At 67.2% G+C, this 16272-nt stretch carries 14 protein-coding genes and 1 tRNA gene; 7 read left to right on the top strand and 8 right to left on the bottom strand.

The genetic code is table 11. From position 1 onward, the window contains the following. Nucleotides 1–53: 53 nt before the first annotated feature. Nucleotides 54–125, bottom strand: a tRNA-Thr gene (locus tag WH5701_RS09500). 6 nt (nucleotides 126–131) lie between these two features. Here WH5701_RS09500 and WH5701_RS18795 point away from each other — a divergent pair. Further along, nucleotides 132–431, top strand: coding sequence for a DUF3493 domain-containing protein (locus WH5701_RS18795; RefSeq protein ID WP_083781860.1), 300 nt, complete (start codon nucleotides 132–134; stop codon nucleotides 429–431). Here WH5701_RS18795 and WH5701_RS09495 read toward each other — a convergent pair. The 6 genes from WH5701_RS09495 to WH5701_RS09470 all read right to left on the bottom strand — a co-directional run bounded on the left by WH5701_RS09495 (nucleotide 363) and on the right by WH5701_RS09470 (nucleotide 7209). Next, nucleotides 363–1055: a low-complexity tail membrane protein gene (locus WH5701_RS09495; RefSeq protein WP_006172031.1), complete on the bottom strand. Its 693-nt coding sequence runs from the start codon at nucleotides 1053–1055 to the stop codon at nucleotides 363–365. The two genes, WH5701_RS18795 and WH5701_RS09495, sit on opposite strands and share 69 nt — an antisense overlap. A 1-nt stretch (nucleotide 1056) precedes the next feature. Continuing rightward, nucleotides 1057–4425 (bottom strand): translation initiation factor IF-2, encoded by a 3369-nt coding sequence (gene infB, locus WH5701_RS09490; RefSeq protein ID WP_006172030.1) that lies wholly within the window; start codon nucleotides 4423–4425, stop codon nucleotides 1057–1059. A 63-nt stretch (nucleotides 4426–4488) separates the two neighbouring features. Continuing rightward, nucleotides 4489–4779, bottom strand: coding sequence for a YlxR family protein (locus tag WH5701_RS09485; protein WP_037979888.1), 291 nt, complete (start codon nucleotides 4777–4779; stop codon nucleotides 4489–4491). Next, entirely contained in the window at nucleotides 4776–6254 is a 1479-nt protein-coding gene (gene nusA, locus WH5701_RS09480) for a transcription termination factor NusA (RefSeq protein ID WP_006172028.1), read from the bottom strand. Before nusA ends, WH5701_RS09485 begins: the two co-directional genes overlap by 4 nt. 43 nt (nucleotides 6255–6297) lie before the next feature. Then, nucleotides 6298–6768: a ribosome maturation factor RimP gene (gene rimP, locus WH5701_RS09475; RefSeq protein ID WP_006172027.1), complete on the bottom strand. Its 471-nt coding sequence runs from the start codon at nucleotides 6766–6768 to the stop codon at nucleotides 6298–6300. Between the two features lie 162 nt (nucleotides 6769–6930). Next, the gene (locus WH5701_RS09470) at nucleotides 6931–7209 is read right to left on the bottom strand and encodes a hypothetical protein (RefSeq protein ID WP_006172026.1); all 279 of its coding nucleotides are present in this window, start codon (nucleotides 7207–7209) and stop codon (nucleotides 6931–6933) included. A 110-nt stretch (nucleotides 7210–7319) separates the two neighbouring features. Between WH5701_RS09470 and WH5701_RS09465 the strand changes: the two genes are divergently transcribed. The 3 genes from WH5701_RS09465 to rpiA all read left to right on the top strand — a co-directional run bounded on the left by WH5701_RS09465 (nucleotide 7320) and on the right by rpiA (nucleotide 10142). Continuing rightward, nucleotides 7320–8129 (top strand): metallophosphoesterase, encoded by an 810-nt coding sequence (locus WH5701_RS09465; RefSeq protein ID WP_006172025.1) that lies wholly within the window; start codon nucleotides 7320–7322, stop codon nucleotides 8127–8129. Nucleotides 8130–8139: 10 nt separating this feature from the next. After that, nucleotides 8140–9351: a trypsin-like peptidase domain-containing protein gene (locus WH5701_RS09460; protein WP_006172024.1), complete on the top strand. Its 1212-nt coding sequence runs from the start codon at nucleotides 8140–8142 to the stop codon at nucleotides 9349–9351. Nucleotides 9352–9428: 77 nt separating this feature from the next. Continuing rightward, nucleotides 9429–10142 (top strand): ribose-5-phosphate isomerase RpiA, encoded by a 714-nt coding sequence (rpiA, locus tag WH5701_RS09455; RefSeq protein WP_006172023.1) that lies wholly within the window; start codon nucleotides 9429–9431, stop codon nucleotides 10140–10142. Nucleotides 10143–10159: 17 nt separating this feature from the next. Here rpiA and hisD read toward each other — a convergent pair whose 3' ends face one another. Beyond that, nucleotides 10160–11482 carry a histidinol dehydrogenase gene (gene hisD, locus WH5701_RS09450; protein WP_006172022.1) on the bottom strand — a complete coding sequence of 441 codons (1323 nt, stop codon included), beginning with the start codon at nucleotides 11480–11482 and terminating at the stop codon, nucleotides 10160–10162. Nucleotides 11483–11604: 122 nt separating this feature from the next. Here hisD and rpsT point away from each other — a divergent pair, with 122 nt between their 5' ends. The 3 genes from rpsT (at nucleotide 11605) to rpoB (ending at nucleotide 16266) form a co-directional block, all read left to right on the top strand. Next, on the top strand, nucleotides 11605–11910 hold the full coding sequence (gene rpsT / locus WH5701_RS09445) for a 30S ribosomal protein S20 (protein ID WP_006172021.1): 306 nt from the start codon (nucleotides 11605–11607) through the stop codon (nucleotides 11908–11910). A 16-nt stretch (nucleotides 11911–11926) separates the two neighbouring features. After that, nucleotides 11927–12766, top strand: coding sequence for a TatD family hydrolase (locus WH5701_RS09440; protein WP_006172020.1), 840 nt, complete (start codon nucleotides 11927–11929; stop codon nucleotides 12764–12766). A 209-nt stretch (nucleotides 12767–12975) separates the two neighbouring features. Next, nucleotides 12976–16266 (top strand): DNA-directed RNA polymerase subunit beta, encoded by a 3291-nt coding sequence (gene rpoB, locus WH5701_RS09435; protein WP_006172019.1) that lies wholly within the window; start codon nucleotides 12976–12978, stop codon nucleotides 16264–16266. Nucleotides 16267–16272: the final 6 nt, after the last annotated feature.

The raw sequence follows: 16272 nt of genomic DNA, 5'->3' as shown, positions 1-16272 counted from the left end.
GGTTTGGGTTGTCCCAGGAAAGGATCCGTATCCCGAGACATGAGTGGTTCACAAGCCGGTGATCGGACTTGAACCGACGACCTACTGATTACGAATCAGTTGCTCTACCACTGAGCTACACCGGCATCTCCATGAAATTAGCATTCAGGGGTTCCAAAGGCCCCTGGCCCATGCCTTCGACTCGGCCCAAGCCCCAGCCCAGCTCCACCCCCCTGGATCCTGAGTTGCGAGAGCGGCTCCTGGCGGAAGCCAAAGCCCCCTGGAAAGGTCTGAGGCGTGCCCTCTGGTTTGCCCTCACCGCCTCAGGTGCGATCGGGCTGGCTGTCATGGCCATGCGTGCATCCGCCGGCTCAGAGGTGGCTTCAGGAGACCTGCTCATCCAGCTGAGCGCTTTCATCGGTTTTGGCTTGCTGCTCTGGCGCGACCGCTGAGGAACTGGAGGGCGCTGCCTTGGGTTGCCTGTCCTGGACCAGGCTGAGGGGATCGGGGAGCAGCAGGGGCAGTCCAAGACTCAACCGTTCCCGCCCCAGTGCTTCAGATCCCATGGCGGGGGTTCCGCCCACCTGCTCAGGGCTGCGGCTGAGCAGCCAGACGGCCTGGACCAGCTGCTGTCCTTGCCAGACCAGAATCGCCAGCAACGGCACAGACAGCAGGATCGTGACCAGCCGGGAGGCCTCCGGCAGGGGCGCGATGGCCGCCATCTGGGCGGAGAGGGAGTCAAGACGCCAGATCGCCGGCAGCAACAGCAGCGCCCAGGCAGCGGCCAGCAGGCGAATGGGCAGTGGTGATTGGAGGGCACTCAGGCGCTGTTGAGCCTCGCGGCGGCCCCGGGCCGGAGTCTGCAGCAGCAGTAACGACCAGCAATCAGCTGGCCGCTGCCACAGCAGCACCGCCGGCAGCAAGGCGCCGAGCGCCCAGAGCAACAGCCGCTCGATCGCTGGCACCGGCCCCGGATCGGCGCCCGCCAGGATCAGAACCACGGCCAGCAGCTCCGCCGGGATGGCTGCCAATCCGAGGAGTTGCAGCCAGAGCAGGGGTTCGCTGCGGGGGCTCACATCAGGTGCTGAGGGTGCGGCGTTGGGTGACCAGCTTGTAGGCCATCACCCGATCACCGTCCTGCCAGTTGGCAAAGCGATCGCAGCCGATGCCGCACTCGAAGCCCGTGGCGACCTCCTTGACGTCGTCCTTGTTGCGGCGCAGGGAGTCGAGATCGCCCTCGAACACCACCTGCTTGTTGCGCTGGATGCGCACCTTGCAGTTGCGCTGCAGCTTGCCGCTGGTGACGTAGCAACCGGCCACGGCGCTCTTGCCGATCGTGAAGACGGCACGCACCTCCGCTTCTCCGAGGGGCTCCTCCACCAGCTCCGGCTCCAGCAGGCCCTCCATGGCCAGCTGGATGTCCTCCAGCAGTTTGTAGATCACGTCGTAGTCGCGCACGTCGACGCCATTGGCATCGGCGGCCCGCTTGGCACCGGAGGCCATCGAGGTGTTGAAGCCGACGATCACGGCACCGGAGGCGGCCGCCAGATCCACGTCGGTTTCGGTGATCTCGCCAGGGGCGGAGAGCAGCACGCGCACCTGCACCTCGCCCTGGGGCAGCTGCTCGAGGGACCCCAGGATCGCCTCGACGCTGCCCTGGACATCGGCCTTGAGGATGAGGTTGAGCTCCTTGAGCTCCCCTTCGCTGGCCTGACCTGACATCGATGCCAGCGAGACCCGGCGGGAGGCCATCTGCTGAGCCAGGCGGGTGGCACGGGCTTCGTTGGCCCGATCCCCCACCACCGAGCGAGCGATCTTCTCGTCGGGGTACACCTCGAATTCATCACCGGCCGTGGGCACTTCGCTGAAGCCGAGGGCTTCCACAGCCGAGGAAGGACCTGCGGTCTTGACCCGCTTGCCGGAGTCGTCGACCATGGCGCGCACCTTGCCGAGCACCGGCCCGGCTGCCACCACATCGCCGGCCTTGAGAGTGCCGTTCTGGATCAGCAGAGTGGCCACCGGACCCTTGGCCTTGTCGAGGTGAGCCTCGATCACGGTGCCCTTCGCCATCCGGTCCGGGTTGGCCTGGAGGTCTTCGACCTCCGTCACGAGCAGGATCATCTCCAGCAATTTGTCGATGTTCTCGCCCTTGGTGGCGCTCACCGGCACCATCACGGTGGTGCCGCCCCAGTCTTCGGAAACGAGCTCCAGGGCGGAGAGTTCCTGCTTGACCCGCTCAGGCTGGGCGCCCTCCTTGTCGATCTTGTTGATCGCCACGATGATCGGCACTTCCGCCGCACGGGCGTGGCTGATGGCCTCAAGGGTCTGGGGCCTGACGCCGTCGTCGGCGGCCACCACCAGCACGGCCACGTCGGTGACCTTGGTGCCCCGGGCCCGCATGGCGGTGAAGGCTTCGTGGCCCGGGGTGTCAAGGAAGGTGATGCGACGGTCTTCGCCGGAGTGGGGAATCGTGACCTGATAGGCGCCGATGTGCTGGGTAATGCCCCCGGCTTCCCCGGCCGCCACGCGGGTCTTGCGGATGGCATCGAGCAGGCTGGTCTTGCCGTGGTCGACGTGGCCCATCACCGTGACCACGGGCGGGCGCCGGATCAGGTGATCGAAGTCGCTGGCCTCGATCATGTCGACCGTCTTCTTGGCGGCCTCCTCCACGTCGTCCTGGAGGACGGGCACTCCGAATTCGTCGGAGACCGTTTCGATCGTGGAGAGATCGAGGGTCTGGGTGACCGTGGCGATGATCCCCTTGAAGAAGAGGGATTTGATGATCTCGGAGCTCTCCACGCCCAGGCGGTCGGCCAGCTCCTGCACCGTGAGGTTGCCCTCCGGCACGATCAGCATTTCGGGCCGGGTGGCCTTGGCTTCCCGGGCGGCGCGCAGTTCCATGGCGCGGCGCCGCTGCCTCTGACGGGTGGTTTCCTTTTTGCGCTTGCGCATCGCCACCACGGGCTTGGCGCCAGGCGTGGTGGGACGGGTGCGCGGCTTGGCCGGCCGGGCCAGGCTGGCCTGAAGCACCATCGCCTCGTGCTCGCCGGCGAAGCCGCCGGTTTCGGCGGTGAGCGCATCATCGTTGTCGCCGATGATGTGAACCTTCTGGCGCTGCTTCTGGGGCGACTTGCTGCGCAGGGCCTCCAGCTTGGCGCTGTCATCCCATTCCGGGCGCCGTGCCCGGCCAGGCCCTGCGGCCTGGGGTGTACGGAATGCCGGACGGCGCGGGGCTGCTGGTGGGGTGGCGGTGGGCCTTGGGGCGTCGGGACTGCCTTCGCTGCGCTCGGGCCGCCGGGGTGGTGCGGCGATCGGGCGACTGCCGGGTTTCTGGAGCTGCATCAGCTCACCGGGGGCCACCGGCTTGCGCATGCCCTGAGGCATTCCGGGGCGCACGGGAGCTCCGGGCCGACTGGTGCCTCCGGGGCCGGCGGCGTCGCGGCGGATCGGTTTGCCCACCAGCTCCAGGGGGCTGCGGGCCTGGGTGGGTCGGCCCACCTGTGGAGTGGGTCGTTGGGGAGCCCCGGCCGGCCGCTGACTCAGGGCCGGACGGCCCGAAGGAGGAGCCGGACGGTTGCTGGTGCCGGGCTGGCCGGGCTGGGGCCGGCCCACCAATTGCGGTCGGCCGGAGCCACCGCCGCTGGCATTGCGCACCGGAGCCGGGGCTCCGGGTCGTTGGGGCGTGGCCGGCCGGGAGGGGGCAGGTGCACTGCCCCGGGGCACGGGCCGGGGGCTGGTGGCGGGTCGTGGACTTGGGCTGGTCGCTGCGGCCGAATCCGGTTTGCGTACCTGGGGCGGCTCGGGCTTGCTCACCGGCGGTGCAGGCGGGCGGCTCGGGGCACCCACGGGTTTGGCTGGAGCGGCTGAGACAGGGGTGGGCTTCAGAGGTGCAGCCGGCCGGGCTGGTGCGGCAGTGGTGGGGGCCTGACGGGCGGCTTGGGGCACCACTTTTCTCACCACCGGCGGCTGGGTGGGTGCCGCAGGTTTCGTCGCTGCAGCGGGGGCCTGCGCCACGATCTCCGGCCTGGGGGCCGGCTTGACGATGACCGGTTTGGCAGCCGGGGCAGGGGCCGGCGCAGCGGCTGCAGGCTTCTGGGGGCTGCTCACCGGCCTGACAGCCGGCTTCGGCTTGGCGCTACCAGCCGGACTGGTCGGGGTTGCCGGCGGAGCCGGGGCGGCAGGGGCGGCCTTCTTGACGGACAGGATGGCCTTGGCAGGCTCGCTGGCCGGTGGCGTGGGCCGGGCAGGCTGGCCCGCCGGTGCCCCACCACCGTTGCCGGGGGTGCTGATCAGGCTGCGGATGCGCTCGGCCTCCCCATCGCTGATGGAGCTGCTGTGGCTCTTGACCGCAATGGACAGCTTCTCAGCGGCGTCGAGCACGTCCTTGTTCTCGAGGCCAAGGTCGCGGGACAGCTCATAAATTCTGACTTTGCCGCTGCTGGTCATTCAGGTCTCCGATCGGTCGGGGCAGCGTGTGCCTCCGAGCCCCACGCGCGGTGCGGCCACTGTTCATCTTGCCTCAGAGGCTGCAGCGAGTGACTCGCTCAACCGTTCCTCCAGTGCCGTGTAAATGGAATCCGACACCTGACAGCGCAGGGAGCGCTGCAGGCGTTTGCGGCGCCTGGCGTCCTCGATGCAGCTGCTGGAGGGACAGATATAGGCCGAACGGCCCATGGCCCTGGTGGAGGCCCCCTCGAGCACCACCCCATCTCCATATTGGCGGATGATCCGCCAGAGCAGGCGACGATCCTGCCGTTCCCGGCAGGACACGCAGCGCCTCATCACGACGCCCCCGCTCACCGCAGTTCTGCGGCGGCTTCGTCCTCCTGCTCCGCTGCGGCCGGCTCGGTTTCCTCTGTTGTCACGGTCTCGGCGCCGGCTTCCGACTCGACCTCGGTCACGGCCTCGATCTCTGCCGCAGGCTCCGCCTCGTCGTCCGCTTCGGCCTCCCCATCCTCCGCGTAGCTGTCGTAGCCCTCCTCGTCTTCGGGCAGGGGATAGAGCTCCCGCAGGCGGGCATCCTCCTCGGCACGGGCGGCCTGCTCCACCGCCAGGCGGGCTTCGGCCTCGGCCTGCTGCCGCTCATCCTCCTCGCGCAGGGCGATCAGCTCCGCCGCCCGGGCGTCCTCACTGACCTGGTCGTAGTCGGCGGCATTCTTGATATCGATCTTCCAGCCGGTGAGACGTGCCGCCAGACGGACGTTCTGGCCTTCGCGGCCGATCGCCAGGCTGAGCTGGTCAGGGGGGACGAGCACATGGGCGTGCTGCCCCTCAGGGTCCACCAGCCGCACCATCTCGACGCGGGCGGGGCTGAGGGAATTGGCCAGGTACTGACCCGGATCAGGCGACCAGCGGATCACATCGATCTTCTCGCCGCGCAGCTCGTTGACCACCTGTTGAATGCGGGAGCCACGGGCGCCGATGCAGGCGCCAACGGGATCCACTTCCCGCTCGACGCTATCGACGGCCACCTTGGTGCGGGGGCCCACGGCTCGCGAGGGGGGATTGGCTTCACGGGCCACGGCCACGATCCGCACCGAACCCTCCTGGATTTCCGGCACTTCATTCTCGAACAGATACACCACCAGACCGGCATTCGCCCTGGAGACGAACAGCTGCGGTCCGCGGCGGGGCACCTCACTCACTTCCTTGAGGAACACCTTGAAGGTGGCGTTGGCCCGGTAGTTGTCGTTGGGGAGCTGATCCCGCCGCGGCAGTTCCGCTTCCACTTCAGGCCGGCCCAGGCCTGAACTCACGGCCATGATCACCGACTGGCGCTCGAAGCGGATCACCCGGGCGGTGAGCACCGGATCTTCGAGATCGGCGAACTCCTCCTGGATCATCCGGCGCTGCTGGTCGCGCAGCTTCTGGGCCAGCACCTGCTTGGTGGTGGCGGCGGCCATGCGGCCGAAGTCGTCTTTTTCGGGGGTGACATCGAGTACCACGGTGTCACCGACCTGGGCGTCCTCAGCCACCTGCTGCACCTCGGCCAGGGCGATCTGGTGGTCCTCGCTCTCCACCTCCTCGACGATGATCTTGCTGGCCAGCACCCGGTAACCCTCTTCGTCGAGGTCGAGGGCCACATCGAAGTTGCTGAAATAATCCTCCTCGAAGGGGTCTTCGCTGATGCCCAGGTAAAGGGTGCGGCGGTAGCGCTCGTAGCCCTTGAGCAGGGCCTCGCGCAGAGCCGCTTCCACCACCTGGGTAGGAAGCTTCTTCTCCTCGCTGATGTCCTCGATCAGGTTCTGAAGACCGGGGAGGAGAACGAGTGCCATCGGGTCAAAAAGGGGGTTGAGGTGGGGAGGGAGCTGGACGTGGTCAGTCCGTGGCGGGTGTGACCAGTCGGACGGAGATCACATCGGGACGGGGGATTCGGCTGATGCGGCCGTGCAGGTTGAGCTGGAGGTGCTCCTCGTCCCTCTCCAGCAGCAGACCTTCGCGGGTGGTCTCAAGGCCCTTGCCATCCCGGAAGCGCACGGCCACGGGGAACCCGCGAAAACTGTGGAAATCGCGGTCATCGAGCAGCTCTTCGCCGATCCCGGGGCTGCTGACTTCCAGAACATAGGCCTGGGTCATCAGCTCACTGGCTTCGACAACCTCGCCGAGCACACCGCTGAAGGCGGCGCACTCATCGAGGTTGATGTCGCGTCCGTCGGCGTGGCGGATCTGGATCACCAGCGTGAGCGGCAGCCGGTGGGCCTGGATCTCCACCCCCTGAAGCGCCAGGCCCGAAGCCTCGGCGAGCGGGGTGACCAGACGCTCCAGATGGGGGATGAGTGGGTGGGGCACCGGCGGAGCTGGAGAGCGGGTCGGACGCCCGACCGGCCTCTGCAGAGAACTGCCCCTGAGCTCAAGGCTGCCCGGGAGGCCGCACTCGATCGTCAGGGTGATGCCCGCCGGGCATGGAGTTGAGCGTACAAGCCGGCACGACAGCCCCCGGCGCCAGACGGCTCAGGCTGGAGGAGTGGGCCCGCCCGGTGCGTCGAACAGGCCGAGGCTGGGGGCCTCCCCGTAGAAGTCGTCGGCGCCGACCTCGCCACGGAGCGCCTGGTCCTGGTTGAGGCAGCGTTGGGGTTCCCTGACGTACTGGCAGACCCTGGCCCAGAGCTTGGCTCGGGTTCCAGGAGCCCCCTGACTGAAGATCACCTGGTCCTGGCCGCCCACCATGCCTTGGATCTCCACCTGGCAGAGGGCACATCGCACACGGGTGCCGGGGGGGATCGAGGCCATGGGCTGGCAGCGCTGTTGCGGCAACTTAGTGTGAAGGTCCCCATCCGTGGTTCCTTCTGTTGCGACCCCTTCAAGAGCGGGGCTCCAGCAGCCAGTCGGATTCAGAGGCTTTGGACTCAGGCGGCAATGCCCTCAAGGTGTTGCAGCTCAGTGATCCCCATCTGCTCCGTCAGGGGCAGGGTCGCTACAGGGGCCGAACCCCGCTGTCTCAGCTGCGCCATGGCCTCGAGCAGGCCCTCGCCGCCCTCGAAGACCGCCCGGATCTACTGCTGATCAGCGGAGACCTCTGCCAGGACGAGAGCTGGGGCGGCTATGTGCAGCTCCGAGACCTGCTCGCCGCTTCGGGCCTGCCCCTGGCGCTGCTGCCGGGAAATCACGATCACCCCGCCCTGCTGCAGGCGGCCCTCGGGCGCCAGGCCGTGCTGGCGCCCTCAGAGCTGCGGCTAGGCCCCTGGCGTCTGCTGCTGCTCTCCAGCCACCGCAGCGGTGACTGCGGCGGCTGGCTCGGCGCCGGGCAACGGTCCTGGCTGCGGCAGCGCCTGCTGCACGACTGCTCTCCCGCCCTGGTGGTGGTTCATCACCCGCCCCTGCCGATCGGCGACCAGAGCTTCGATGCCATCGGTCTGCGCGATGGGGCCGAGCTGGCCGGGATCCTTCTGGAGGCTTCTTCAGTGGCGCTCCTGCTCTGCGGCCATGTCCACCAGCACTGGCAGGGACTGCTGGGGGGGCAGCCGGGCATTCCCGTACTGGCCTGTCCCTCCACGCTCTGCGCCTTCGGGGCGGTGCAACCCTGCCCGCTGGGCCGCGCGGAGGATCCGGGCGGCCGCCTGCTGGAGCTGCACCACGACGGGCGCTGGAGCCAGCGGCTGCTGCGCTGGTCGCCCTGGCCGGAGATTGCAGCAGCCGATCCAGCCATTTAGCCTCGGCTCCATGTCCAGTCCCGCTCACGTCCGCTCCTGCGTCGATTCGACTCCGGCCCCGCCATGGCCCTGGGCTGGACCTGGCCGCTGGCTGGCGCTGCTGCTGGTGATCGGCCTGACCCTGGGGCTGCCCTCCCAGGCCCTGGCGCTCACCCCCGAACTGCCCCCTGCTGCTGCCCTGGCCAGTGCTTCATCGCCAGCGGCTGCGCGGGCGCACAATTTCGTTGCCGAGGCGGCCGGACGGGCCAGCCCGTCCGTGGTGCGCATCGACACCGAGCGGGAGGTGCCGCGCCAGGCCTTCGATCCGGCCCTGCTCGATCCGCTGCTGCGTGATCTCTTCGGCGACCCGGCAGGCAGCAGCCGTGAGCGGGGCCAGGGCTCCGGCGTCGTGATCGACGCTGGGCTGGTGCTCACCAATGCCCATGTGGTCGAGAGGGTCGATCAGGTGGAGGTCACCCTCGCCGATGGCCGCCAGCTCGATGGAACCGTGGTGGGAGCTGACCCTGTCACCGATCTGGCGGTGGTGCGCATCGACGCCCCCCGGGACCTCAAGGCAGCCCCCCTGGGCAATTCCGAAGCCCTGGAGGTGGGCGACTGGGCCATTGCCCTGGGCAGCCCCTATGGCCTGGAGCGCACGGTCACCCTCGGCATTGTCAGCAGCCTGCACCGCAACATCAACAGTCTTGGCTTCGCCGACAAGCGGCTCGACCTGATTCAGACCGATGCGGCCATCAACCCTGGCAATTCCGGGGGGCCGCTGATCAATGCGGCCGGTGAAGTGATCGGCATCAACACCCTGGTGCGCTCCGGACCCGGCGCCGGTCTCGGCTTCGCCATTCCGATCAACCTGGCCCGGGGGGTGGCCGATCAACTGCGTACCGGCGCCGATGTGGTTCACCCCTATCTGGGCCTGCAACTGGTGCCGCTCACAGCTCGACGCGCCCGCGAGAACAACCGCGACCCCGAGGCGGTGCTGCAGTTGCCCGAGCGCGACGGCGCGCTGGTGCAGCGGGTGCTCCAGGGCAGCCCGGCTGAATCCGCCGGGCTCAGGCGTGGTGATCTGGTGGTGGCGGCGGCTGATCACCCCGTGGTCGATCCCGCCGCTCTGCTGCAGCGGGTCGAGGCCTCCAGTGTCGGCGAGGCCCTGCCCCTCAAGGTGGTCCGTGGCAACCGGGAACTGCAGCTCTCGATCCGTCCCGCCGCGTTGCCGCGGGCTTCCTGAATCTCCCTGCGCCAGCTGGGTTCTCCAGGGGGTCAGCCTTCAGCTTGCTACGGTCGCACCCCCTGGTTTCACCCCCCATGGCCGAGCTGCAGGACCGGATGAAGCTGGCCGTGGCCACGGCCGCCGTCGATCAGATCCGGGACGGCATGGTGCTCGGCCTGGGCTCCGGCTCCACCGCCGCCCTGATGATCCGGGAACTCGGCGCCCGCCTGCGGCGGGGTGAGCTCTCAGCCATCACCGGGGTGACCACCTCGTTCCAGGGGGAGGTGCTCGCCGCTGAGCTGGGCATCCCCCTGCAGAGCCTCAATGCCGTCTCCCGCATCGACCTGGCGATCGATGGCGCCGATGAGGTCGACCCCGCCTTCCAGCTGATCAAGGGGGGTGGGGCTTGCCACGTGCAGGAGAAGCTGGTGGCCCGCCGGGCCGACCGCTTCGTGGTGGTGGTCGATTCCAGCAAGCTGGTGAAGCGACTCAACCTGGAGTTCCTCCTGCCGGTGGAGGTCCTGCCCGGGGCCTGGCGCCAGGTGAAGGCGGAACTGGAGGCGATGGGCGCCACCGCTGACTTGCGCATGGCTGTGAAGAAGGCAGGCCCGGTGGTCACCGACCAGGGGAACCTGGTGCTCGATCTCAAGTTCGCTGGCGGCATCACCGATCCAGCGGCCTTGGAGCAGGCGATCAACAACCTGCCAGGGGTGCTGGAGAACGGGCTGTTCGTGGGCCTCACCGACCAGGTCCTGGTGGGCGAGATCGTCGACGGGGAGCCCCGGGTGCGGGATCTCGAGCGGATCTGAGCATCAGCCTGAGCGTTTCAGTCGAGCCGGCGGCGCACGGAATCGGCGTGGCTGTGCAGCCCCTCGCTCTGGGCCAGGGTGATCACCGCTGGCCCGGTGGCCTCGAGGGCCTGGCGGTTGAAGGCGATCAGGCTGGTGTGACGCATGAACGTCTCCACGCTCAGGGCGCCGGAGAAACGGGCGGTGCCTGATGTGGGCAGGGTGTGGTTGGGGCCGGCGAGGTAGTCGCCCACCGCTTCTGGGCTCCAGGCGCCGATGAAAATCGCACCGGCGTTCTCGATCCGCCCCGCCAGGGGCTCGGGCCGCTCCACCAGCAGCTCCAGGTGCTCGGGTGCGAAGTGGTCGCTCAGCCTGGCCGCGTCTTCCAGGGAAGGACAGAGCACGATCAGCCCCCAGTCTTCCAGGGCCGCCCGGCAGAGATCCGCCCGGGGGTGGTGGCGCAGCTGCTGTTCCAGGGCCTTGGGCACAGCCGCCGCCAGGGCAGCGCTGGTGGTGAGCAGGATCGCCGCCGCCAGGGGGTCGTGCTCGGCCTGGGCGAGCAGATCGGCGGCCACGTGATCCGGATCGGCGCTCTGGTCGGCGATCACCAGCACCTCGCTGGGGCCGGCCAGGGAATCGATGGCCACCTGGCCGTACACGGCTTTTTTGGCCAGGGTCACGTAGAGGTTGCCCGGACCGCTGATCACATCCACCCGCGGGATCGATTCGGTGCCATAGGCCAGGGCGGCGATGGCCTGGGCCCCACCGACCCGGTAGACCTCCTCAACTCCAGCCAGGTGGGCGGCGGCCAGCACCGTGGGGTCAGGTTGTCCCTGGGGACCCGGAGGCGTCACCATCACCACTCGCTTGACTCCGGCCACCCGGGCCGGAACGGCATTCATCAGCACGGTGCTGGGGTAGGAGGCCCGTCCGCCGGGTACGTAGAGCCCTGCCCTGGCCACCGGACGCCAGCGCCGCCCAAGGCGTTCGCCGTGCACGCCCGTCACCTCGAGGTCGCTGGGCTTCTGACGCTGATGGAAATCGAGGATGCGCCGGTGGGCCAGCTCCAGGGCGCTGCGCAGGTCCGAGGGGCAGGCCTTCCAGGCGCGGGCCAGCTCCTCGCGGGGAATGCGCAGGGGATCCGGACGGAAGCCGTCGAAGCGTTCGCTCAGCTCCAGCAGGGCGCCATCGCCTTCTCGCTTCACCTGCTCGAGGATGGCCTCCACTCTGGCGGCGGCCTCCTGGCTGGCGCCGCCGCTGGTGCGGCCGGCGATGCGCGCGAGCCTGGCCGCGGCGGCATCGAGATCCTCCAGGCGCTCGAGGGCCAGGGCTGGTGCGGTGTCGCTCAGGGTGTTCGGCAAGGAGAAAGGCGGTGGCGGAAGGCGGCGCCGCTGAGTCAATGTCCCAGGCTAGAGCTGGCCCCCAGGCGGGCGAGCCTGTGAGGGTAAGATCGACAACTGCTGAATCAGCGCTGAACCCGCCTGTGGCCAATAACAAGTCTTCGAAGAAGCGCATCCTGATTGCCGAGCGCAACTGGTTGCAGAACCGCACCTACAAGTCGGCGGTGCGCACGCTGATGAAGCGCTGCTTCGCGGCCGTGACCGTCTACAGCCAGGAGCCCGGCGAGGACAACAAGACGGCCGTGCAGGCCAGCCTCAACGCCGCCTTCAGCAAGATCGACAAGGCCGTCAAGGTCGGTGTGATCCACCGCAACACCGGCGCTAACCAGAAATCGCGGCTCAGCACCGCCGTCAAGCAGGCCATCGAGCCCGTTGCCGGCAACGCCTGAGCGGCTCGCCGTCCCCATGACCGTCAACACCATGCCTGCCGTGGCCACCGGGCTTCCGGCGCTGGTTGACTCCCACTGCCACGTGGTGTTCAGCACCTTCGAGGCCGACCTCGACGCGGTGGCCGAGCGCTGGCGTGAAGCCGGTGTGGTGTCCTTGCTGCATGCCTGCGTGGAGCCATCCCAGATCGGTCCGATCCGTGCCTTGGCCGATCGGTTTCCCGAGCTGCGCTATTCGGTGGGGGTTCATCCGCTCGACACCGAGCACTGGGACCCCACCACCCAGGCGGTGCTGCGTCAGGCCGCCCTCGACGACGAGCGGGTGCTGGCCATCGGTGAACTGGGTCTGGATCTCTTCCGCGACTCCAACCTCGAGAGCCAGCTGGCGGTCCTTGGCCCCCAGCTTGATCTCGCTGTGGAGCTGGATCTGCCGGTGATCATTCATTGCCGCGATGCCGCCGCCCCGATGCTGCAGGAGCTGCGCCAGCGTCAGGCTGAGGGGCGTTGCCCCCGCGGGGTGATGCACTGCTGGGGCGGCACCCCGCAGGAGATGGCGTCGTTTCTGGAACTGGGCTTGTACATCAGCTTCAGCGGAACGGTCACCTTTCCCAAGGCCTTCGATACCCACCTCTGTGCCCAACAGGTTCCAGCCGATCGCTACCTGGTGGAAACCGACTGTCCCTTCCTGGCACCGGTTCCCCGCCGGGGCAAGCGCAATGAGCCCGCCTACGTGGCCGCCGTGGCCAGCCGTGTGGCGGAGCTCAGGGGCGAGGCCCTGGAGCAGGTGGCGGCCGACTCAACGGCGAACGCGGTACGCCTGTTTGGCCTCCCGGGACCACCTAAGCCCAATAGTGTATGATGTTTTATTGGCCTGGTAGCGTGAGCGCACCATTGTCGAGCTCGGCAGCTCCGATTCGAGATTCATCAGCGTGAGCACGGCAGGGTTCCCCCCTCTCCCGGAGAGAACCCTGCCGTGCCTTTGGCTGTCCTTACGGCAGTCCGAAGCGTCAGGCGTGTTCCCGCCGGCGCCGTCCATCCACTTTTTCACCCGTTCCTGCAGGTCCCCGCATGAGCAGCGCGATTCAGGTCGCCAAGACCGTCACCTACCTGCCCGATCTGGTCGAGGTGCAGCGGGCGAGTTTCAAGTGGTTCCTGGAGAAGGGTCTGATCGAGGAGCTCGACAGCTTTTCCCCGATCACCGACTACACCGGCAAGCTTGAGCTCCATTTTGTCGGCACGGAGTACCGCCTGAAGCGGCCCCGCCACGATGTCGAAGAAGCGAAGCGCCGAGATGCCACCTTCGCCTCGCAGATGTATGTCACCTGCCGGCTGGTCAACAAGGAAACCGGCGAGATCAAGGAGCAGGAAGTCTTCATCGGCGAGCTGCCGCTGATGACCGAGCGGGGCACCTTCATCATCAACGGCGCCGAGCGGGTGATCGTCAATCAGATCGTGCGCAGCCCCGGCGTCTACTTCAAGGACGAGCAGGATAAGAACGGCCGCAAGACCTTCAACGCCAGCCTGATCCCCAACCGTGGTGCCTGGCTGAAGTTCGAAACCGACAAGAACGATCTGCTGCACGTTCGCGTCGACAAGACCCGCAAGATCAATGCCCACGTACTGATGCGGGCGATCGGCCTGTCTGACAACGACGTGCTCGACAAGCTCCGGCACCCGGAGTACTACAAGAAGTCAATCGAAGCGGCCAACGACGAAGGCATCTCCTCGGAAGATCAGGCGCTGCTTGAGCTGTACAAGAAGCTGCGTCCCGGTGAGCCCCCTTCCGTGAGTGGTGGTCAGCAGCTGCTGCACAGCCGCTTCTTCGATCCCAAGCGCTACGACCTGGGCCGCGTGGGCCGCTACAAGATCAACAAGAAGCTGCGGCTCACCATCCCTGATGCCGTGCGCACCCTCACCGCTGAGGACGTGCTCTCGACGATCGATTACCTGATCAACCTTGAGCTTGACGTGGGCGGGGCTTCCCTCGACGACATCGATCACCTCGGCAACCGTCGGGTGCGCTCTGTCGGAGAGCTGCTCCAGAACCAGGTGCGGGTTGGCCTCAACCGGCTGGAGCGGATCATCAAGGAGCGGATGACGGTCGGCGAAACCGAATCGCTGACCCCTGCGCAGCTGGTCAATCCCAAGCCCCTGGTGGCGGCGATCAAGGAGTTCTTCGGCTCCAGCCAGCTCAGTCAGTTCATGGACCAGACCAATCCACTGGCGGAGCTGACCCACAAGCGGCGCATCAGTGCCCTCGGCCCAGGCGGCCTCACCCGTGAGCGGGCAGGCTTCGCTGTGCGCGACATTCACCCGTCCCACTACGGCCGTATCTGCCCGATCGAGACCCCTGAAGGTCCCAATGCCGGTCTGATCGGTTCGCTGGCCACCCACGCCCGCGTCAATGAATACGGCTTCATCGAAACTCCCTTCTGGAAGGTGGAGAACGGTTTCGTCCACAAGCAGGGCGATCCGATCTACCTCTCCGCCGACCTCGAAGACGAGTGCCGCGTCGCCCCTGGTGATGTGGCCACCGATGCCGACGGCCGCATCCTCGCTGAGCTGATCCCCGTCCGCTACCGCCAGGACTTCGAGAAAGTGCCGCCTGAGCAGGTGGATTACGTGCAGCTCTCACCCGTGCAGGTGATCTCGGTGGCCACCTCGCTGATTCCCTTCCTCGAGCACGACGACGCCAACCGGGCCCTGATGGGCTCGAACATGCAGCGTCAGGCCGTTCCCCTGCTACGGCCCGAGCGGCCCCTGGTGGGCACTGGCCTGGAAACCCAGGTGGCCCGCGACTCGGGCATGGTGCCGATCACCCGGGTGAATGGCATCGTCACCTTCGTGGATGCCACGGCGATTGTGATTCGCGATGAGCAAGGCACCGATCACATCCACCACCTGCAGAAGTACCAGCGCTCCAACCAGGACACCTGCCTCAACCAGCGGCCGATTGTCAGCCAGGGTGATCAGGTGATCGCCGGCCAGGTGCTGGCCAATGGTTCCGCCTGTGAGGGTGGCGAGATCGCCCTGGGTCAGAATGTGCTGATCGCCTACATGCCCTGGGAGGGGTACAACTACGAGGACGCGATCCTCGTCAGTGAGCGGCTCGTTCAGGACGACCTCTACACCTCGGTGCACATCGAGAAGTATGAGATTGAGGCCCGCCAGACCAAGCTCGGACCCGAGGAGATCACCCGCGAGATTCCCAATGTGGCTGAAGAAAGCTTGGGCAACCTCGATGAGATGGGTATCATCCGGATCGGAGCCTATGTCGAATCCGGTGACATTCTGGTCGGTAAGGTCACACCCAAGGGTGAGTCGGATCAGCCGCCTGAAGAGAAGCTGCTGCGGGCGATCTTCGGTGAAAAGGCTCGCGATGTGCGCGACAACTCCCTGAGGGTGCCCAGCACCGAGCGCGGACGGGTTGTGGATGTGCGCATCTACACCCGCGAGCAGGGCGATGAGCTGCCGCCGGGGGCGAACATGGTGGTGCGGGTCTATGTGGCCCAGCGGCGCAAGATCCAGGTGGGCGACAAGATGGCCGGCCGCCACGGCAACAAGGGCATCATCAGCCGCATCCTCCCCCGTGAGGACATGCCCTACCTGCCCGATGGTTCCCCGATCGACATCGTCCTCAATCCCCTGGGGGTTCCCTCGCGGATGAATGTCGGACAGGTGTTCGAGTGCCTGATGGGCTGGGCTGCGTCGCACCTGAACTGCCGGGTCAAGGTGGTGCCGTTCGATGAGATGCACGGCAACGAAACCTCCAAGAACACCGTGCAGAAGTATCTGGAAGAGGCTGCCAGCGAGCCTGGCAAGGAGTGGGTCTACGACCCTGAGAATCCCGGCAAGATCCAACTGGTTGATGGGCGGACCGGCGAGCCTTTCGATCAACCGGTCACCGTGGGTTACGCCCACATCCTCAAGCTCGTCCACCTGGTCGACGACAAGATCCACGCCCGCTCCACCGGTCCCTACTCCCTGGTCACCCAGCAGCCCCTGGGCGGTAAGGCGCAGCAGGGCGGCCAAAGACTCGGGGAGATGGAGGTCTGGGCCCTGGAGGCCTACGGGGCCGCCTACACCCTGCAGGAACTGCTCACCGTCAAGTCCGACGACATGCAGGGCCGCAACGAAGCCCTCAACGCCATCGTCAAGGGCAAGCCGATTCCCCGCCCCGGCACCCCGGAATCCTTCAAGGTGCTGATGCGCGAATTGCAGTCGCTGGGTCTGGACATCGCCGTCTACACCGACGAGGGTGTCGAGGTTGATCTGATGCAGGACGTCAATCCCCGCCGCAGCACCCCCAACCGGCCCACCTATGAATCCCTCGGCGTCGCGGATTACGACGACGATTGAATCCAC

The sequence above is a fragment of the Synechococcus sp. WH 5701 genome (assembly GCF_000153045.1).
In the GTDB taxonomy this organism is placed as follows: Bacteria; Cyanobacteriota; Cyanobacteriia; order PCC-6307; family Cyanobiaceae; genus Regnicoccus_A; species Regnicoccus_A antarcticus.
The sequence above is the reverse complement of the archived record's forward strand: the minus strand, read 5'-3'. Positions and strand labels throughout refer to the sequence as shown.